At 72.2% G+C, this 19,569-nt stretch carries 15 protein-coding genes; 6 read left to right on the top strand and 9 right to left on the bottom strand.

Features of this window, described 5'->3' with window-relative positions:
- Nucleotides 1-193 precede the first annotated feature (193 nt).
- Both ACFXOZ_RS35225 and pepN read left to right on the top strand, forming a co-directional pair.
- Nucleotides 194-1,804, top strand: a complete 1,611-nt coding sequence (locus ACFXOZ_RS35225) for a PQQ-binding-like beta-propeller repeat protein (RefSeq protein ID WP_380594000.1) — start codon at nucleotides 194-196, stop codon at nucleotides 1,802-1,804.
- Nucleotides 1,805-2,036: 232 nt separating this feature from the next.
- Nucleotides 2,037-4,616, top strand: a complete 2,580-nt coding sequence (gene pepN / locus ACFXOZ_RS35220) for an aminopeptidase N (protein ID WP_375888273.1) — start codon at nucleotides 2,037-2,039, stop codon at nucleotides 4,614-4,616.
- A gap of 117 nt (nucleotides 4,617-4,733) precedes the next feature.
- Here the strand turns inward: pepN and ACFXOZ_RS35215 are convergent, their stop codons facing one another.
- Both ACFXOZ_RS35215 and malQ read right to left on the bottom strand, forming a co-directional pair.
- Nucleotides 4,734-4,958, bottom strand: coding sequence for a hypothetical protein (locus ACFXOZ_RS35215; protein WP_188303613.1), 225 nt, complete (start codon nucleotides 4,956-4,958; stop codon nucleotides 4,734-4,736).
- A gap of 75 nt (nucleotides 4,959-5,033) precedes the next feature.
- Nucleotides 5,034-7,178, bottom strand: coding sequence for a 4-alpha-glucanotransferase (gene malQ, locus ACFXOZ_RS35210; RefSeq protein ID WP_380593998.1), 2,145 nt, complete (start codon nucleotides 7,176-7,178; stop codon nucleotides 5,034-5,036).
- 259 nt (nucleotides 7,179-7,437) lie between these two features.
- On the opposite strand from malQ, the gene ACFXOZ_RS35205 reads away from it, so the two are divergent.
- Complete coding sequence (locus ACFXOZ_RS35205) at nucleotides 7,438-11,382, top strand: beta-N-acetylglucosaminidase domain-containing protein (protein WP_380593996.1); 3,945 nt, start codon at nucleotides 7,438-7,440, stop codon at nucleotides 11,380-11,382.
- Nucleotides 11,383-11,477: 95 nt separating this feature from the next.
- Here ACFXOZ_RS35205 and ACFXOZ_RS35200 read toward each other — a convergent pair whose 3' ends face one another.
- Complete coding sequence (locus tag ACFXOZ_RS35200; RefSeq protein WP_375888265.1) at nucleotides 11,478-12,122, bottom strand: HNH endonuclease; 645 nt, start codon at nucleotides 12,120-12,122, stop codon at nucleotides 11,478-11,480.
- Between the two features lie 543 nt (nucleotides 12,123-12,665).
- Between ACFXOZ_RS35200 and ACFXOZ_RS35195 the strand changes: the two genes are divergently transcribed.
- Nucleotides 12,666-13,826: a mechanosensitive ion channel family protein gene (locus ACFXOZ_RS35195; RefSeq protein WP_380407868.1), complete on the top strand. Its 1,161-nt coding sequence runs from the start codon at nucleotides 12,666-12,668 to the stop codon at nucleotides 13,824-13,826.
- An 84-nt stretch (nucleotides 13,827-13,910) separates the two neighbouring features.
- Here ACFXOZ_RS35195 and ACFXOZ_RS35190 read toward each other — a convergent pair whose 3' ends face one another.
- The 4 genes from ACFXOZ_RS35190 to ACFXOZ_RS35175 all read right to left on the bottom strand — a co-directional run bounded on the left by ACFXOZ_RS35190 (nucleotide 13,911) and on the right by ACFXOZ_RS35175 (nucleotide 17,091).
- Nucleotides 13,911-14,384 carry an NUDIX domain-containing protein gene (locus tag ACFXOZ_RS35190; RefSeq protein ID WP_380523229.1) on the bottom strand — a complete coding sequence of 158 codons (474 nt, stop codon included), beginning with the start codon at nucleotides 14,382-14,384 and terminating at the stop codon, nucleotides 13,911-13,913.
- 214 nt (nucleotides 14,385-14,598) lie between these two features.
- The gene (locus ACFXOZ_RS35185) at nucleotides 14,599-15,804 is read right to left on the bottom strand and encodes a hypothetical protein (RefSeq protein WP_380593994.1); all 1,206 of its coding nucleotides are present in this window, start codon (nucleotides 15,802-15,804) and stop codon (nucleotides 14,599-14,601) included.
- A 74-nt stretch (nucleotides 15,805-15,878) separates the two neighbouring features.
- Nucleotides 15,879-16,805 (bottom strand): hypothetical protein, encoded by a 927-nt coding sequence (locus tag ACFXOZ_RS35180; protein ID WP_380593992.1) that lies wholly within the window; start codon nucleotides 16,803-16,805, stop codon nucleotides 15,879-15,881.
- A gap of 118 nt (nucleotides 16,806-16,923) precedes the next feature.
- Nucleotides 16,924-17,091, bottom strand: a complete 168-nt coding sequence (locus ACFXOZ_RS35175; RefSeq protein WP_380593990.1) for a hypothetical protein — start codon at nucleotides 17,089-17,091, stop codon at nucleotides 16,924-16,926.
- A gap of 538 nt (nucleotides 17,092-17,629) precedes the next feature.
- Here ACFXOZ_RS35175 and ACFXOZ_RS35170 point away from each other — a divergent pair.
- Together ACFXOZ_RS35170 and ACFXOZ_RS35165 are read left to right on the top strand one after the other, a co-directional pair.
- Nucleotides 17,630-18,586, top strand: a complete 957-nt coding sequence (locus ACFXOZ_RS35170; RefSeq protein WP_380593988.1) for a hypothetical protein — start codon at nucleotides 17,630-17,632, stop codon at nucleotides 18,584-18,586.
- Between the two features lie 10 nt (nucleotides 18,587-18,596).
- Nucleotides 18,597-19,130 carry a GNAT family N-acetyltransferase gene (locus ACFXOZ_RS35165; protein WP_380593986.1) on the top strand — a complete coding sequence of 178 codons (534 nt, stop codon included), beginning with the start codon at nucleotides 18,597-18,599 and terminating at the stop codon, nucleotides 19,128-19,130.
- A gap of 39 nt (nucleotides 19,131-19,169) precedes the next feature.
- Here ACFXOZ_RS35165 and ACFXOZ_RS35160 read toward each other — a convergent pair whose 3' ends face one another.
- Together ACFXOZ_RS35160 and ACFXOZ_RS35155 are read right to left on the bottom strand one after the other, a co-directional pair.
- The gene (locus tag ACFXOZ_RS35160; protein ID WP_380593984.1) at nucleotides 19,170-19,367 is read right to left on the bottom strand and encodes a DUF397 domain-containing protein; all 198 of its coding nucleotides are present in this window, start codon (nucleotides 19,365-19,367) and stop codon (nucleotides 19,170-19,172) included.
- An 11-nt stretch (nucleotides 19,368-19,378) separates the two neighbouring features.
- On the bottom strand, nucleotides 19,379-19,569 hold a 191-nt coding region (locus ACFXOZ_RS35155), incomplete at its 5' end, for a hypothetical protein (RefSeq protein WP_380593982.1).

The raw sequence follows: 19,569 nt of genomic DNA, 5'->3' as shown, positions 1-19,569 counted from the left end.
GGGGAATCAGATGGCAGGGGATCACCCTACGCCGGGTGCAGGCGATGCATCCGGCAGCGGCCCGCAGGGCAATCGGGGCGTTTCGTTCGGGCGGCCGGCGGGCGGTGTGGATCCTGCCGCCGTCGCGGACCAGATGACCCAGCTCGACGGCTCGGCGGTTCCGGGGCAGGGCGGGCCGCCGGCCCAGCCTCCGATGCCCCCGGCACCCCCGGCGCCCCCGGTCCAGCCCCCGGCGGGTGGGGCCGACTACGCCGCGTACGCGCCGACGGCCGCCGGGATGCCGGCCCAGCCTCCGGCGGGTGCGCCGATCGGCCCGTACGACCCGGCGCCCGGCGGGGGCTACCCCGGGGCGGACGCGGGGCAGGGCTACGGCGGCGGGTACAACTACCAGCAGCAGCCGGGCTACTACCCCGGTGCGCCGGTGCCGGCGGCCCCGAAGCAGCGCAACCCCGTGATGCTCTGGGGCGGGATCATCGGCGGTGTGCTGGCGATCGCCATCGTGATCGGGCTGGTCGTGCTGCTCAAGCCCAGCCCCAAGCCGGACCCGGGCCCCGGCCCGGTGGCGAACTCGGGCGGCACCAGCACCGTCGGCGGCGACAACGGCGGGAACACCGTCGCTCCGGCGCCCGCGCCGGACGGCACCAAGGCCACGTTCAACGTCGCCTGGAACGCCCCGACGCCCTCCAACACCGATGCCACCAACCAGCTGCTGGGCATCTGGGGCACCGACAAGTACGCCGTCCGCGTCGACAGCGACGGCGTCAAGGCCTACAACCTGGTCGACGGCAAGCAGGCCTGGAACATCCCGGTGCCGTCCGGCAGCAAGGAGGTGTGCAGCGCCTCGTACACGGCCAACTCCAAGAACGTCGCCGCCGTCGCCTTCAACACCGGTGACTACGACTGCTCCACCATCGGCGCCGTGGACCTCACCTCGGGCAAGCTGCTGTGGACCGTCAAGGCCACCGCCGACCGGCTGTCCCAGCCGACCCTGAGCGTCACCGACAACGTGGTCGCCGTCGGCGGCAACGCGGTGGCCGGGCTGAACATCTCCAACGGCCAGCCCGCCTGGCAGTACCAGCCCCGCGACAAGGACTGCACCATGCGGGCCCGCGCGGCCGGCAGCCAGATCGCCATCAGCGACCGCTGCTACATGACCAGCGGCCCGAAGTCGCAGCTGGTCATCGTGAACGCCGACTCCGGCAAGGCGGCGAGCAGCCCGATCACCCTGACCGGCACGATCGAGCAGGTCGACTCGGTCGTCCAGGACAAGCCGCTGGTCCTGGTGATCACCAACGGCCCGAACGGCGACTACATCCTGCCGTTCGACAAGGACAACAAGCCGGGCAACCAGATGTCCGTCAAGGAGGCCGGCTCGGACAGCCTGCGCCTGTCCGGCCAGGACACCGCCTTCACCCGCAACGTGGTGAGCGGCAGCACCCTGTACGTCCAGGTCAACCCGACCAAGCCGGCCATCAACGCCTACGACCTGAACACCGGCAAGCGCCTGTGGGCGGCCAGCCCCGGTTCGGCCAGCGGCAGCGACATCCGCCTGGTCACCGGCACCGACAAGGACGGCAAGGTCCGCGCCCTGGTCTCGCAGGGCTACGACAAGCCGTCCCGGCTGGTGACGCTCTCGCCGACCGACGGCTCGATGACCGACATCGGCACCGTCGCGAACGCGAACGGGAAGTTCGACATCAGCATGAGCACCTCGGTGTACTACGTCTCGGACGACGGCAACGCGGTCTACGCGTTCCGCCGGTACACCAACACCGACGGTCCGCTGACCAAGTGGCGGAAGTGACGCACTCCGGTCGGTGAGGGCAGTGAGGGCGGGGCGGGTCGGGGCCGGTGGGCCCGGGCCCGCCCCGCCCCCGTTCTCCGGCCGGTTCTCGGGCTGGGTTCTCGGGCCGGGTTCTCGGGGCGGGATTTCCGGGCGGGTTTCCGGCCGGGTTCTCCGGTCGGGATTTTCCGGCCGGGCCGCTCGTCGGGCATGCGAGGATTCGGTCCATCAGCCTGACGAAGGAGTGCAGCGAGTGCCCGGCACCAACCTGACCCGCGACGAGGCCCGTACCCGGGCCGACCTCATCCGGGTGGACGCGTACGACATCGAGCTCGACCTCGGCTCGGCCCGCGAGGGCGGTACCTTCCGGTCCACGACCGTGGTCCGGTTCTCCGCCACGACCCCCGGCGCCGACAGCTTCATCGACCTCGTCGCCCCCGGCGTCGAGGAGATCACCCTCAACGGCACGTCGCTCGACCCGGCGAGCTTCGCCGACAGCCGCATCCCGCTGCCCGGCCTGGCGGCGGAGAACGAGCTGCGGGTCGTCGCGAACTGCGCCTACAGCAACACCGGCGAGGGCCTGCACCGGTTCGTCGACCCGGTCGACGGCGAGACCTACCTGTACACCCAGTTCGAGGTGCCGGACGCCCGCCGGGTCTACGCGAACTTCGAACAGCCCGACCTCAAGGCCACGTTCAGGTTCACCGTGACGGCCCCCACCGGCTGGGTCGTGGTGTCCAACTCGCCCACCCCCGAGCCGGTCGGCGAAGGCCCCACCCAGGTCTGGGAGTTCGAGCCCACCGGCCGGATCTCCAGCTACATCACCGCGCTCGTGGCCGGCCCGTACGTCGGGGTCTTCGACACCTACGAGAACGGCGAGCAGCGCGTGCCGCTGGCCGTGTACTGCCGCCCCTCGCTGCGCGAGTTCCTCGACGCCGAGGCGATCTTCGAGGTCACCAAGCAGGGCTTCGACTACTTCCAGGCGAAGTTCGACTTCCCGTACCCGTTCCCCAAGTACGACCAGCTCTTCGTCCCGGAGTTCAACGCCGGCGCGATGGAGAACGCGGGCGCCGTCACTCTGCGCGACCAGTACGTGTTCCGCTCCAAGGTCACCGACGCCGCGTACGAGGCGCGCGCCGCGACGATCCTGCACGAGCTCGCCCACATGTGGTTCGGCGACCTCGTCACCATGGAGTGGTGGAACGACCTCTGGCTCAACGAGTCCTTCGCGACCTTCGCCGAGGCCGTCTGCCAGGCCGAGGCCCCCAGCTCCAAGTGGCCGCACTCCTGGACCACCTTCGCCAACCAGATGAAGACCTGGGCCTACCGGCAGGACCAGCTGCCGTCCACCCACCCGATCATGGCGGAGATCAACGACCTGGAGGACGTCCAGGTCAACTTCGACGGCATCACCTACGCCAAGGGCGCCTCGGTGCTCAAGCAGCTGGTGGCGTACGTCGGCCAGGACGCCTTCTTCGAGGGCGTGCGCGCCTACTTCAAGCGCCACGCCTGGGGCAACACCCGGCTCAGCGACCTGCTCGGCGCCCTGGAGGAGGCCAGCGGACGCGACCTCAAGGCGTGGTCCAAGTCCTGGCTGGAGACGGCCGGCATCAACGTGCTGCGGCCGTCGGTGGTGCTGAACACGGACGGCGAGATCGAGTCCTTCGCCGTGCTGCAGGAGGCCCCCGCGCTGCCAGCCGGTGCCAAGGGCGAGGCCGTGCTGCGGCCGCACCGCATCGCGATCGGGTTCTACGAGCTGGTCGACGGTTCGCTGGTGCGGACGGACCGGATCGAGCTGGACGTCGACGGCCCGCGCACCGAGGTGCCGGAGCTGGTCGGCCGCCACCGCCCGGCCGTCGTGCTGCTGAACGACGACGACCTGTCGTACGCCAAGATCCGGCTGGACGAGGACTCGATGGCCGTCGTCACCGAGCACCTCGGCGGCTTCACCGAGTCGCTGCCGCGCGCGCTGTGCTGGGCCTCCGCCTGGGACATGACCCGCGACGGCGAACTGGCCGCCCGCGACTACCTGTCGCTGGCGCTCTCCGGCATCGGCCGGGAGAGCGACATCGGCGTCGTGCAGTCCGTGCAGCGCCAGGTCAAGCTGGCCCTGGACGCCTACACCGACCCGGACTGGAGCGAGCAGGGCCTGCTCCGCTGGGCCGCCGCCGCCGAGGAGCACCTGCGCACCGCCGAGGCCGGCAGCGACCACCAGCTGGCCTGGGCCCGCACCTTCGCCTCGGTCGCCCGCACGGACGCCCAGCTCGACCTGCTGGCCGGGCTGCTGGACGGCTCGGTCGAGCTCAAGGGCCTCGCCGTGGACACCGAGCTGCGCTGGGCGCTGCTCGCCCGGCTCTCCGCCACCGGCCGGGCCGACGAGGCCGCGATCGTCGCGGAGCTGGAGCGGGACAACACCGCGGCCGGCCAGGAGCACGCGGCCAGCTGCCGCTCCGCCCGCCCGACCGCGGAGGCCAAGGCCGCGGCCTGGGCCTCGGTGGTGGAGTCGGACACGCTCACCAACTACGTGCAGGAGGCCGTGATCGCGGGCTTCCAGCAGTCGGACCAGCGGGAGCTGCTGGCGCCGTACGCGGAGAAGTACTTCGCCGCGGTGAAGGACATCTGGGAGACCCGCAGCCACGAGATCTCGCAGCAGATCATCGTCGGCCTGTACCCGGCGTTCCAGGTGACGGAGGAGACGCTCGCCGCCACGGACGCCTGGCTGGCCTCGGCCGAGCCGGCGCCGGCGCTGCGCCGTCAGGTCGTCGAGTCGCGGGCCGGGATCGAGCGCGCGCTCAAGGCCCAGGTGGTCGACAAGGCGGCCGGGGCTCGCTGAGCCGGCTGGTGAAGGCCCGAAGGGGCGCCGGACGGATCGTCCGGCGCCCCTTCGGGGTTCCTGCGGGTCCTGGTGGACCTGTCGCGCGTCCTCGGCGGACGCGGAGGTTTCTCGCGGTTACTTCTTCTTCTTGCCGTAGGGCAGACCCGCGAGGGCCGCGATGACGACGAACGCGGCGAGCGGGATCAGCACGTACAGGCCGATGGTCTGGCCGACGCTCAGGCCGGCACCCGGGTCGTCGCCGTCGTCCCTGGTGAGGGCCATGGCGGGCGACGACAGCAGCATCATCAGCGTGACCGTTGCGGAGACCGCGCCGGCTCGCAAAGCGTTCCTCTTGTCCACGATTCCAACTTACCCGCCGCTTACGGGAGGGCGCGCGTCGGGGTGGTGCTGGGGGTTCCGCTTGCGGGATCCGGCCTACGGGGTCCGGGGGGCGGGGGGTGTGTCGCCGGCTGTGAGGAGCCGGCCGAGCAGGCGGGCGGTGGGGGCGGCGGCGAGGCGTTCCAGGGTGACCGGGGCGCCCGTGCCGTCGGCGATCGGCAGGCGCCAGTTCGGGTACTGGTCCCAGGTGCCCGGCAGGTTCTGCGGGCGCGGATCGCCGACCAGGTCCGGCAGCCAGACGCCCACCAGCTCGGCCGGGGTCCGGTCCAGGAAGCGGTACAGGGCGGGCATGGCGAGCGGCTCGTCGGGCGCGAGCAGGCCGAGGGCGGTCAGTTCGGCCCGCCAGGCCGCCAGTTCGTCGGCGGCCTCCTGCTGCTCCTCCGCGAGCGGGCGGGCCAGCAGGCCCAGGCGGTGGCGCAGCTCGACGTGCTCGCCGGAGAGGCGGGCGGCGGTGCTCGGCAGGTCGTGGGTGGTGAGGGTGGCCAGGCAGCCGGGGCGCCAGCGGTCGGGGGGCAGGATGCCGCCGTCGGACTGCCAGTCCCGTTCGAACCAGAGGACGGAGGTGCCGAGGATGCCCCGGTCCGCCAGCTCCTCCCGTACCCCCGGCTCGACCGTGCCCAGGTCCTCGCCGATCACGGCGGTACCGGCCCGGTGGGCCTCCAGGGCCAGCACGCCGAGCATCGCCTCGGCGTCGTAGCGGACGTAGGCGCCCTCGGTGGGGGGATGGCCCTCGGGCACCCACCAGAGGCGGAACAGGCCCATCACGTGGTCGATGCGGAGCGCTCCGGCGTGCCTCGCCGCTGCGCGCAGGAGTTCCGCGTACGGGGCGTAGCCGGCCTTCGCCAGGGCGTCCGGGCGCCAGGGCGGCAGGCCCCAGTCCTGGCCGTGGGCGTTGAAGGCGTCCGGCGGGGCGCCGGTCGAGATGCCGCCGGCCAGCACGTCCTGGAGCGCCCAGGCGTCGGCGCCGTCCGGGTGGACGCCGACGGCGAGGTCGTGGACCAGGCCGACCGGCATGCCCGCGTCCCGGGCGGCGCGCTGGGCGGCGGCGAGCTGCTGGTCGACCTGCCAGGCGAGCCAGCGGTGGAACTCGACCGCGTCCTGGAGTTCCTTGGCCGCCTGCTCGATCTGTGGGCCGTTCGGGTGACGCAGGCCCTTCGGCCAGTGGTGCCAGTCGGCGCCGTGCACCTCGGCGATCGCGTTCCAGAGCGCGTGGCGGCGCAGCCACTCCCCCTCGCGGCGCTGGTACGCCTCGTAACCGGCCTGGCGGCCGGGACCGCGCGGGACTTCGTGGAGGAGTTCCAGCGCCTCGCGCTTGAGCGCCCAGACGGCGTCCCGGTCGACCAGGCCGTCGTGGGTGAGGACCTCCTCGCGCAGCCGGGCCGCGCGGCGGGCGAGGTCGTCGGTGGCCGTCCGCTGGGCCGGCGTCAGGTGGCCGTACTCGGGGACGGCCTCGACCCGCAGGTGCACGGGGTCGGCGAAGCGGCGGGAGGAGGGGCGGTACGGGGAGGGGTCGGAGGGGGTGCCGGGGGTCGCGGGCAGGGCCTGGTGCAGCGGGTTGATCTGCACGAAGCCCGCGCCGAGGGCGGCACCCGCCCACCCGGCGAGTTCGGCGAGGTCCCCCAGGTCGCCCATGCCCCAGGAGCGGTCGGACAGCACGGAGTACAGCTGGGCGAGGAACCCCCAGCTGCGGCCGGGGAGTCGGGGCAGCTGCTGCGGGGCGACGACGAGCGGGGCCTGCTGCCGCTTCTCGCCGCTCGCCGCGGTGAGGGTGTGCCGGCCGAGCGGGAGGTCGGCGGGCAGCCAGTGCGAGTGGCCGCGCGGCAACTCCCAACTGCCGCCGCCCTCCAGCTCCACGTACAGCCGGACGTCCGCCGGTACGTCCAGCGCGGTGCGGCGGCCCTGCCGGACCACGATGCACGGCGGCAGCAACCGCTCCCGCTGCTCGGCCCGGTGGCGCTCCAGCGCCTCCCGCACCTCCTCCGGCGACCCGGCCGCCACCCCCAGCGCCCCCAGCACCGCCACCAGCGTCCGCGCCCCCACCGTCTGCCCCCCGGCCCCCGGGTACCGGGTGTCCACCCCGTACGCCCGTGCCAGCGCGACCAGTTCGGCGGGCGGCGGCGGCGCGTCCTGCGCCGGGACCTTCCGTCCTTCGGCTCCGTCACTGTCGTGGTAAGCGGCCACTCGCGGCTCCTGCGATGTCTCGGCAACGCCTGGTCAGGACTCCCAAGTCCTACCCGGGTAACCGCGCGGCGACGCTGTGCGACACGAGTGCGCCTGGTGGTTCGCCCGGTGCTCAAGAGGTAGCCAGGGGGGTGACGGAGGGTCAGGCCAACGGGATATTCCGGTGCAAACTCGGCATAGCCGTCGGTGACGTTGACACCGGTTCGGGTAGCTGGTGGGGTTGCTCGCATTGTGGTCCAGGCCTGGCGAGGAGGCCCCTGTGCAAGCCCGTGTGTCCGTGGTGGCCGGGCGGCGGCTGCGTCAGCAGTTGGAGCAGAGTCCGGTGCTGCGCGAGGTGCTGGACCATCCGACGGCGTTGGCGGCCCGGCGGGCGACGGCGCGGACGTGCCGTCAGCTGGTGCCGCGGACCGCCGACCGGCTGATCGCCGACCTCAAGGGGACGGAGCCGCTGCTGGCGTCGGTGCGGGCGGAGCGCGCGGCCGGGCGGCCGGGGCGGCGGACCCTGCAGATCGCGGCCGGGGTGGTGACCGCGGCGGTGGTCGGCGGGCTGCTGGCCGGGCCGATGCCCTCGGTGGCGTACGCGGCGGGCCCCGGGCCGGACGTGGTGAGCACCGCGCCCCAGACGCCGCTGGGCAGCGTGACGAACCCCCAGGTGTTCCCGCACCCGCAGGAGCAGACCGCGGCCGGACGGGCCGTCACCGTGCCGACCGCCGTGACGCTGGTGACCGCGCCCAAGGTGGACCGGGGCGCGGTGGACGCCGTCCGCGAGGTGCTGACCGTCGCCGGGGCCACCGTGCTGACCCCCCAGGCCGACGGCGGCACCCCCGCCGCCGGCTCGCTGGTGGTGTACATCGGCGGGCCCGCCGAGGGCGCCGAGGGCGAGGCCGACCGGACGCTGCGCCAGCTCGCGGCCGCGGCCGGCGGCAAGGACGGCGGCGCGCCGTCCACCGCGGGCATGCCGCCCGGCGGCTACGTGCTGTCCGCCGGCCAGCTGCCCGCCCAGGGCGGCGGCACGTACGGCGCGGTGGTGCTCGCGGGCGCCGACGCGACCGGCACCTTCTACGCCGCGCAGAGCCTGCGCCAGCTGCTCGCCGCCGTACCCGCGGGTCAGGGCCAGGGGCCGGGCGCGGCCGGGCTCGGCCTGCCCGGCATCACCCTGCGGGACTGGCCCAGCGGCGCGCCGGTGCGCGGCACCGCGGAGGCCTTCTACGGCACCCCGTGGACCGCCCAGCAGCGGCTCGACCAGGTGGACTTCCTGGGCCGCTCCAAGCAGAACTTCTACCTCTACGCCCCGGGCGACGACCCGTTCCGGCTCAGCCGCTGGCGCGACGCCTACCCCGCCGACCAGCAGTCCGAGCTGCGCGAACTCGGCGACCGGGCCCGGCAGAACCACGTCACCCTCGGCTACGCGATCGACCCCGGGCAGTCCCTCTGCTTCAGTTCCGGCAAGGACGTCGACGCCCTGGTCGCCAAGCTGGACGGGCTGCGCAAGCTCGGCTTCACCGCGTTCCAGCTGCAGTTCCTGGACGTCAGCTACGACGAGTGGCACTGCGACGACGACCAGGACGAGTACGGCCGCGGCCCGGCCGCCGCCGCGAAGGCGCAGGCCGCGCTGGTCAAGAAGGTCCAGGACCGGCTGGTCGCCAGGAACCCGGGGCTGGCGCCGCTGTCGATCGTCCCCACCGAGTACCACAAGCAGGGCTCCACGCCCTACCGCAAGGCCCTGGCCGACGCGCTGCCCGGCGGCGTGCAGGTCGCCTGGAGCGGCGGCGGGGCGATCCCGGAGAAGATCACCGGCGCCCAGGCCTCCGACACCGGCAGCCTGTACGGGCACCCGCTGGTCACCATGGACAACTACCCGGTCAACGACGCCAGCCCGGACCGGCTCTTCCTCGGCGCCTACACCGGCCGCGAACCCGAGGTGGCGACCCGCTCCGCGGTGCTGCTGACCGGCGCCATGCAGCAGCCGGTGGCCTCCCGGATAGCCCTCGCCACGGCCGGCGACTTCGCCTGGAACCCGACCGGCTACAAGCCCGAGGACTCCTGGCAGGCGGCCGTGCGCTCGCTGGCCGGGCCGACCGGCGCCAACGCCACCCCCGCCGGCTCGGCCCTGGCCGCCGTCCAGGCGCTGGCCGGCAACAGCACCTCCTCCCCGCTGGCCAAGCAGGAGTCCGGCTACCTCCAGCCGCTGCTCGACCAGTTCTGGGCCAACGCCGAACCCACCTCCGGCGCCACCCCGGACCTCGCCAAGCTGATAGCGGCCGCGGGCCCGCTGCGGGACGCCTTCACCGCCATGGCCGGCGCCCGGCAGACCCTGGCCGGCACCGACGCCACCGCCCAGCTGGCCGCCGAGGCCGGCCCCTGGCTCGGCCCGCTGCGCGACTACGGGCTGGCCGGGCAGGCCGCCCTCGACATGCTGCTGGCCCAGCACGGCGGCGACGGCGCGGCGGCCTGGAAGGCCCGGGTGCAGCTCAACCGGCTGCGCGCACAGCTCGCCCAGGCCCCGGCGACCATCGGCGCGGGGGTGCTCGCGCCCTTCCTGGACCGGGCCGTGCGCGCCGCCGACAACTGGTCGGGCGTGGTCAGCGGCGGGGTCACCCCCACCACCAGCATGGGCACCGCACAGGACCACCTGCCCGCGCTGATGACCGACGGCCAGGCCGACACCTTCTACTGGAGCTCCGCTCCCCCGCAGCCCGGTGACTCCGTCGGCGTCGACCTCGGCGCCGGGCGGCCGATCAGCGGCGTCACCGTGCTGATGGGCGGCTGGGGCAACGGCCCCGACGCCCGCACCGCCGTGGACGACTACATCCGCGACGGCGTGCTGGAGTACAGCACCGGCGCGGGCGGCTGGCAGCAGCTCGCCGTGGTGAAGAACCAGAAGACGGTCAGCGCCCAGCTGCCGCCCGGCACCGTGGTGCGGGCCGTGCGGCTGCGGGCCACCGCCGCCCAGAAGACCGCCGTCGCGGTGCGCGAGTTCACCGTCACCGCCCCCGACGAGTCCCCGGCCAGCGTCACCGGCGGCCCCGCCGCGCTGCCCGGCTCCTCGGCCGCCGCCGTCCTGGACGGCAACCCGGACACCGCGTACCGCGCCGCCAAGGCGCCCACCGCGCAGGACGAGCCGCTCACCGTCGAGCTCGGCGCGGCCCGCCCGCTGGACCGGCTGACCGTGCTCACCGACCCCACCGTGCACGCCAGCGCCACCGTCGCGGTGCGCCGCGCCGACGGCGGCTGGACGGACATCGGCGTCATCCAGCCCGGCTACAACGAGCTGCCGGCCGGCGGGCAGGTCGCCGACGCGTTCCGGATCACCTGGAAGCCCGGCGGCGACCCGCCGGTGGTCAACCAGGTCATCCCCTGGTACGCGGACATCCCGGCGGCCCGGCTGAGCCTCGCCGACCCGGCCCTGGACGTGGTCACCGGCGCGGCCGCGCCCGCCAGGACCCAGGCCACCGTGGAGGCCGGCCGCCCCGAGGGCACCACCGGCGAACTGCGGGTCGAGGTGCCGGCCGCCGCCAAGGGGCTCACCGTCACCCCGGCCGGGCCGGTCACCGTGCCGCGCGGCGGCCGGGTGGGCGTGCCGCTGCTGGTCACCGCCGTACCGGGCACGCCCTCCGGGACGTACCAGGTGCCGGTGTCCTACGTGGCGGGCGGCACCACCGTGAAGCAGGTGCTGCAGGTCCACGTGGTGCCGCCGACCGGCGGGCCGGACCTGGCGCCCGGCTCCCAGGCCTCCTCCTCGGGCGACGAGACCCCGAACTTCCCGGCCGCGGCGGTCGCCGACGGCGACCCGAAGACCCGCTGGTCCTCGCCGGCCAAGGACGACGCCTGGGTGCAGCTGGCGCTGCCGCAGGCCGTCCACCTGGGCGCGGCGACGCTGCACTGGCAGTCCGCGTACGCCTCCTCGTACAAGATCCAGGTCTCCTCGGACGGCAGCAGCTGGACGGACGCCGCGACGGTCGACAACGGCAAGGGCGGGGACGAGACGGTGCGCTTCGACGCCTCGAACGTCCGGTACGTACGGATGCAGGGCGTGGCGCGGGCCACCAAGTTCGGCTACTCGCTGTACGGGATCGAGCTCTACGCCGTCACGGCGCCGGCCGCTCCGCCGCAGCCGCCGACCCCGCCGGTGGCCCCGGCGGGCCAGCCGGGGACGCAGCCCGGCACGCAGCCCGGCACGCCGGCGGTGCCGCCCAAGCAGTGAACGCGGCGGGCCGCCGGGCTCCCCTTCGCGGGGGGCGCGGCGGCCCATGAGGCGCGTACCGACGGTGTGACGGGCGGGCCCTTGTGGTGCTGGGGTCAGGCGGAGAGCGGTTCGGGCTGCTCGCCGCGGCGGACGGGGGCGGGGTGGGCGACGTGCGCCCGGCCGATCGGGACGGAGTGGTTCGGCTCCGTATGGTCGTGGTGCTCGTACTCGCCCCACTGCGGGGCGCGCAGTTGGTCGCCGCCGCCGTACGGCTCCAGGTAGGGCCGCCAGCGCGGGTCCTTGATCCCGGTGCCGATGATCCGCCAGGCGAGGCCGCTGGGCGGTGCGGGCGGGCGTTTCATCCGCCAGCCGAGCTCGGTCAGGTGGCGGTCGGCCTTGGTGTGGTTGCAGCGGCGGCAGGCCGCCACCACGTTGTCCCACCGGTGCTGGCCGCCCCGACTGCGCGGGATGACGTGGTCGACGCTGGTTGCGGCGGCCCCGCAGTAGACGCAGCGGCCGTGGTCCCGGGCGAACAGCGCCCGGCGGGTGAGCGGGACGGGCCCGCAGAACGGGACCCGCACGAAGCGGGTCAGGCGGACGACGGACGGCGCCGGAAGGGCGCTGGTGGCGCTGTGCAGAGTGACTCCCGAGTCCTCCAGGCTGACCGCCTTGTGGTTGAGGACCAGGATGAGTGCGCGGCGCATCGATACGACGCCGAGTGGCTCGTAGGACGCGTTGAGGACCAGGACATGCGGCACGGATGCCTCCTTGGACGCCTGCGGCGCGTGGCTCGCGCCGGGACGAGCGGTTGGATCGCGCAACGAGTGCGTGATCTCCCCCAGTGTCGCCTTACGCCTTCGTACGGCGCCACCACTCCTGTGTAACGGACCTGACGTGAACTCCGGGTGTGGGCTCCGTCATACCCCGTAGTACCCGGTATGCCCTGGGGAAGGTCCACTTGCACCCCCGCGCCGCCGGGCCCGGCGCGGCGGACCGCCGGGGAGGTGCGGCTCGGCCGGTCGGAGCAGCCCCGGGGGCCGTACGGCGGGCGGGGGCGCGGCCGTTCGGGGGTGGTGGGACCGGTGGTGCGGGGGTGGTGGGGGGACGGTGCCGGGGCGGTGCGGGCCGCGCGGGCCGGGGAGCGCACCGGGGCGTTGACGGGGCGTCCGGGACGGGCCGCACGCCCACCGGTGTGTCCGGGCTGGTGTTCGGTGCCGGATAGGCTGGCCCGCACGGTCCGCGGGCCGCTCGTGCGGCGCGGGACCGGGTCACGCCCCCAGCAAGGAAGGTAGGTCCCGCACGTGTTCCGCTCCGGCGCCACCGGTCCGACCGACGCGTCCTCGACGCTCTCCACCCCGACGCCGGCCCCCTCCGCCACCACACCGCAACTGCCGGACCTGCGCATCCCCACCAGCGCGCAGGAGGTCACCGACACCACCAAGCAGGCGGCCAGCTGGTTCGACACCCACTGGCAGAGCTGGCTGGCCGGCGGCCTCCGGATCGTCCTCATCATCGTGCTGGCCCTGGTGCTGCGGGCCGTGGTGAACAAACTGGTCACCCAGCTGATAGCGCGGATGACGCGCAGCCACGACCAGCACCGGGAGGAGAGCCGGTTCGGCGGGCTGCTGGCCAACCACGGGGTGGTCAACCCGGAGCGGCGGCAGCAGCGCTCGGAGGCGATCGGCTCGGTGCTGCGCAGCCTGGCCTCCTTCACCATCCTTGGCACGGCCGCGCTGATGGTGCTCTCCGCGCTCGGGATGAACCTGGCGCCGCTGCTGGCGAGCGCCGGTGTGGCCGGTGTGGCGATCGGTTTCGGCGCCCGCAACCTCGTCACGGACTTCCTCTCCGGGGTCTTCATGATCATGGAGGACCAGTACGGCGTCGGCGACGAGATCGACACCGGGGTGGCCACCGGCACCGTGCTGGAGGTCGGCCTGCGGGTCACCAAGCTGCGCGGGGCCAACGGCGAGATCTGGTACATCCGCAACGGCGAGGTGAAGCGGATCGCCAACATGAGCCAGGGCTGGGCGACCGCCTCGGTGGACGTGCAGGTCGGGTACAAGGAGGACCTCCAGCGGGTCGAGGACCTCATCCAGGAGACCGCCGAGGCGCTGTCCAAGGAGGCGCCGTACGACGAACTGGTCTGGGCGCCGGTCTCGATCCTCGGCGTCGAGTCGGTGGCGGCCGACTCGGTGGTGGTCCGGATCGAGGCCCGCACGGCCCCGGGCAAGGCCCCCCTGATCTCCCGGGCACTGCGCCAGCGCCTCAAGACGACCTTCGACCTGGCCGGTATCAAGGTCAAGGAGGAGGCCGCCGCCGTCGCCACCGGCGTCTCGATCACCGCGGCGGAGCCCTCCCCGCCCTCCGCCCTCTCCGACCCCACCTCCCCCCGCTACCGCGCCACCGAGCCCATCCCCCAGCCGAAGCCCCCGACGGACGACCCGACGCTCACCAAGCCGTAACGGTTCGGCGGTACACAGAGCCCCGCTCCCCACCACGATGGGGGCGGGGCTCTCCGCTTCCCCGCGGGGCGGGAGGTCACGGATCTACGGGCAGGGCACGCCGTGCTCCAGATAGACGGTCGCGGACCGCGCCCTCGCCGTGCACGCGGCATGGACGCGGCGGGCGAGGCGCGGGATGTGGACTTCGTCGAGCTGGTCGGTGGCGTGGAAGGCGTACTCGCCGATCTCCACCTGGTCGACGGTGATGCTGTCGAGCTCGTCGGCGGAGAGGACGCCACCGTCGAAGACGAAGAGGAGCTTGTCGCCCTCGGTGGAGTGGGGTGCCCAGTCGGCGACGAGCAGGCGACCGATCGGCGGGGTGATGCCGAGTTCTTCCTTGACCTCGCGGGCCGCGCCCTCGCTCGGGGTCTCACCGGCGTGCAGGTAACCGCCCGGGATCTCCCAGCCCGGCTTGTAGGTCGGCTTCACGAGGAGGACGCGGTCGTCCTCGTCGAAGAAGAGCACGCCGGCGGCGGTACGGGGCTGGGCCACGACCTCGGGGGCCTGGGAGTCGCTCATGACGACGACTGTAGCCACCCAACCGCATCACGCGACGATCTGGAAGCGCTGCGCGACGCCTGCCGGCAAGTAGCCGGGTTTGCCGCGCTGTTGGCGGCCCAGTTGGTCACCAGGTGCCGGGGAGGGTGAAGTGGTAGCGGACTTTGCTCGGGGGCCGTTCCTCAGCGCCCTGGCGGGTGGCGGGAAGGGGCTTGGGATCGACCGAGTACGTTCCCTACTTGGGGGCCGGCGGGAGGTTAGGGAGCGTGCGCGGAGCCTGATCGCGCGCGCGGAACCCGAAGCTGATGAGGGTGACGCTCTCTCCGGCACTGAGCGGCGTTCGGCCATGAGGAGTGAGCGCGCCGTCGAACACGACGCAGTCACCTGCGGCGAGATCGCACTCGAGGTAGCCGTCGGCCTTGATGAACACGGTAGTGCTGACCTTGGACCGGCCGGTGGGGCGCTCGTGCTTGAGGCAGAGGATCAGGTTGGCCTCACCGAAGCCGGACTCGTCCACGTGGAAGTCGAGGAACTGCTCTTCCTCCAGGTAGGCGATGTAGACGGCGGCGTGCGGCTGCGCGACCTCCAGACCGGTGGACCGTGCCACGACTGCGGCGAGATCGATCTGTGTGGCGAAGCGGGTCGCGGCGTCACCGACGGCCGCGTTCCACTTGCCGTTGTGGAGGTATCCGTCAGCCGCGACAGCCTTCTCGGCCTCCTCCGCCATGGCGGCGATCAGCTCGGCGGGGAACGACTGATCCCGCAGGTGGCACGGGTGCACGCGCTGCTGTGCGGTGAGCCCACGCACAGCGTCCCGGAGGTCGGGGAAGTCCTCTGCCCACCGGGCCGGCGTCCGGGCCGTGGTACGGGACTGGAGCCATGAGGTCCACTGACCGCTCCACTCGCGCGGCACCGCACCGCCTGCCGCCGATGCGTCGGGCCGGCCGATCAACAGCTCGACCCGGTCGAGTGCGGCCTGCGTGGACTCGATCAGCCCGGCGTCCTCCTTGGCGATCCGCAGCCGCAGCGCTTCTTGGAGACGGGCCTGGGCGCCCATGAGGTCGCCGCGCTCCATGAGGTGCTTGCCGGTGTGCTGGAGGGCGAAGTCAACGAGCTCCGGGTGCCGGCTTCGCGCGGTGTTCAGGGCGCTGAGGTAGAGCGCGTCCGCAGTCTGCACGTCACCGGCGTAACGGTGCGCGTCGCCGAGGTTGAGCCCGGTGGCGACGACGGCCCGGGTGTTGCCGATCGCTGCGGCCAGGTCGATCGACTGCCGGAGGAACGCGCGGGCCTCCTCGTGGTGGCCCAGGCACATCCGGCCGATGCCGATCCACCTGGTCAGGACCCTCGCACGCCCGGGGTCGTCCTCCTCGGGCAAGGCCCGTAGCTCCGCATGGAGTTGATCGACGGCGGTGGTCAGCTCGTTCCGGTCGGTGGGGACCATCCGCAGGTTGTCGTCCTGGTCGATGAGGTGCTGGAGCACAAGACTTCCCTCGTTCGGTTCTGCTCGGTGTGGTACTACAACTGATCGGTCTGGTGGCGCAGGTCGGCCAGCAGCTCCACCCCGTGCGAGGAGAAGTGCTCCCGCAGGAGTTCGAGTTCGCGCATGAGGTAGCGGACGGCCGGCAGGCCCTCGTCGTAGGCGCTCTGAAAGCTCGCCCGCTCGGTGGGCGTCAGGTCGTCGCGGCGCAGTTCGGTCCGGCGGAACCGCAGCAGCTGGTTGTACACGCAGGTCGCGTGGAAGGCCCTGTCGATCTCCCAGTACTGGTTGCGGCCCTCTCCCTGCCCGGCCCGCCACTTGATCTCGATCTTGGGAGAGGTCTTGGACGAGTACCCGTCGGCGAACACCCGGCGCTGGAGGACGTGGAAGCTGATCGACTGGTGCACGCCTTCGTGCAGCAGGTTCTCCGCCAAGAAGTGGGGGGACGGCTGCCCGCTGACCGTGTTCGGCGGAATGTGGCGGCATGCTTTGTCGGAGAACGTGATGATGTACGGGAGCGCCGGGTCGCTGGAGCTAGTCAGCGAGGAGGTGCGGACGCCGGGCTTGAGGCCCACCCACAGCAGCCCTCGGACGAACTCGCGCACGCGGGCGAAGCCTTCGGGGTGGATCAGAGACAGGTGGTCCAGGGCCTGGGTCAGCACCGCGCGACGCTCGTCGGTGTGTTGGACGATCCCGTAGTCCGCCAGGTTGATCTCGTCGGCGATCTCTTCGGGCAGCTCGGCGTCGAACCAGTCGAAGGTCACTCCGGCCACGGTCACGGGTTCGCTGCGCAGCGAGCGGGCGTGTTCCGCGTAAGGGGTGCCCGACCTCACCAGGCGCTCCATCAGGGCGAACGGAAGGGCCAATTCGGCCCCCTCCTCGCGGAGCCGGGTCAGCACCGGATCCTTCCGGTCGAGGTCGAAGAAGGAGCCGGCGGGGACGCGGGTGGCGATAGCGGTCTTCACTGCGGACTCTCCTTGATTGGGGATGTGTGTGCGACGCCGGGCGGCGGGTCGGCGCGGATGATCACCCACGCCGACCCACCCATGCCGTCAACCGACCGGCATCAGTTCGGAACTGCGATCAGGCCTCAGTACCCACCGGGGCGAAGTCGCCGTCCGGGACCGAGTGGTCCAGTCGGCGGGTCAGGGACTCGACCTCCGTCTCCGTGACGAAGCTTCCGCCCTCACTCTTCGGCTTGTCACCGTTGTGGTCGCCCGACCCGCTGCTGGTGCCGTTCTTGTCGTGCATGCCGTGCACTCCTTCCGTATCGCCCGCTGAGAAGCGCAGGGGTGGTGGGCTTTCGAAGGTCGCCGTGCGCAACCGGCAATCCCCGAAGCGCAACCAACTCTGCACATCAGCGAGTAGTCGCTCCGTCACTCCGACGGGCAGGGACAAGTTGACCGCCACGGCGAGATCAACGGCTGCTGACCGACGGACTTTTCGACGGACTTTTTCGCTGGTGGACCTCTGCACGGTCAGCGACCCGCGAGCTACCGTCTGCCATGTGGAGACACAATTCACCTGCCTGTGTACAGAGTTCGGCTGGAGTAGCCCGGCCCGGTTCAGACAGGTGTACGCCGCGACAGCACGCAAGCTCGGAGAGGACGAAGAGGTGAGCAGCCGCCAGTACCACCGCTGGCGACAGCCGCTACCGCCATGCCCTCATCCGGCACGCCAGCGGGTTCTCGAAGCGATGTTGGGTATCCCGTTGGAGCAGGCGGGATTCACTGTGCCGCCACACCGTCGATCAGGAACACCACCCACGCCACGAGAAGAGTCAGAAGACGTGAACCGCCGATCCTTCATCGCCCTGGCCGGCGGTGCCGCCGTGTCCGCCAAGCTGACGCCGCCGCGAATCGGGGCCGAGACCGTCATGGACCTTCGCGCCGGGCTCGCCTCCTTGTACGGGCTGGACGACCGGTTTGGCGGCGCGACAGTCGGCCCCCTCGCCCGAGCCCACCTCGCTCGGGTCGAACGGCTGATCGCCACCAGGAGCTACCCGGGTGCGATCGGCCGTCAGCTCCGACTGATAGCCGGGGAGACTGCGGAACACGTGGCGTGGCTGGCCTTCGACGCCGGCGACAACACCCGGGCCCGGACGCATTGGGAACACGCACTCACCCGAGCCGAGGAGTTGCAGGACAACTCACTCGCCGTGGTTGTGATGGCGTCCATGGCCCTGATGAGTCTTCGAGAGCGCGATCCTGCTGCCGCGCTCGACCTCGCTCGCGGAGCGCAGACGAAGGCCGCGTCGTGGGCGCCTCCCTCATTGATGTCCATCCTGATGACCCGGGAGGCCCGCGCGCTCGCCATGTCGGGCGACCCTGTCAGGGCCCGATCCACTTTGGCGCAGGCGACTCGCACCTTCGAGCAAGAACGCAACGAGCGGCCGGTACCCGACTGGGCGGTGTTCCACGGGCCGGCGGAGTTGGCGCTGGCGCAGGCATCCCTCTTCACGGAGGCGGGGCACCACAAGGCAGCCGTGGACTGGCTGCGGCGCTCGCTCCAGCACCAGGAGACGACCTACGCGCGGAACGAGGCACTGGTTCGGTTCAGCCTCGCCGGGGCGCTCGCACGAGCAGGTGAGGCCGAGGAGTCGGCCCACGAACTCACCTCGGGGGCCGTCCTGCTGACCGAGGTGTCGTCAGGCCGGGCCCGTACATCGATGGAGGAGGCGCACTCCCACCTGAAGCTCCTGAATCCCTCCCTGGCTGCTGCCAGCACCGCCCACCTGATCGCCTAGAAGGAGAACCGTGCAGACACCCGCCTTCGAGACCTTTACGGATCCGGATGCCGCTGCCCGAGTGCTGGACGAGATAGCGCCGCTGTACGAGCAGGTGTTCGCAGAGCCGCCCTACTTCGAGGGGCCCCGCGACCTGGCCGGGTTCCTGGAGGGCTACGAGGCCTTCCGGGCCATGCCCGGCTTCCGACTGGTGCTGGCGCGCTCGGGTGCTGCGTTGGTCGGATTCGCTTTCGGCGTCCTGCTCCAGCCGGACAGCGGTTGGTGGAACGGCCTCGGCTTGGACAAGGGCTTCACCCGCGAGGACGGACACCGAACGTTCGTGATCCGGGAAATCGCCGTGGCTCCGGGGCAGCGCCGTCGGGGGCTGGGCCGGGAACTGCACTCAGCGGTACTCGAAGGAGCCCGGGTGGAGCGTGTGACGCTTGCGGTCCGGCCCGAAGCACAGGCGGCGATGAAGATGTACGAAGCCCTCGGCTATAGGGACCTGGGCGACAAGCCCCCGGCCTGGGAAGGGGCCCCGGTGTACCGCTACATGGTCCGATGACCCGCTACTCGGCTCCGGACGGATGCGTCCGGAGCCGAATCACCCTGTCAAATGGTCGAACTCTCCTGCCCTGACACCGCGCAGGAAGGCGCGGAGCTTGCCGGGCGTTGTGGTGATGATGACGTCGGGGTCATCGCTCTCACGGAGCTTGATGCTGCGGTCAGGGCCTTCGGCAAGGTTGATGCAGTTGACCGACTCGGAACTGTGGCTGGACTTCTGCCAGTTGAGAGCTGTCACGGCGCTTCCTCTCAGATGTCCTTCTCGATTCGGGCAATGAGATCACGCGACTTCGCAGGACTGAGGGCACAGGCCTCCATGAGGTCCGCGGGCCCGCCCTTCTCATCCGTTCCCGGTTCGCCCTGCATCGCACCCCGTTCCGCCGCGCGCACGATAGCGGGCGCACCGCCAAGGTAAAATGGTTGTGACACACCAATACCAA

Source organism: Kitasatospora sp. NPDC059160 (assembly GCF_042755465.1).
Taxonomy (GTDB): Bacteria; Actinomycetota; Actinomycetes; order Streptomycetales; family Streptomycetaceae; genus Kitasatospora.
Note: the sequence above shows the minus strand (reverse complement) of the source record. Positions and strands in the feature narration are given on the sequence as shown.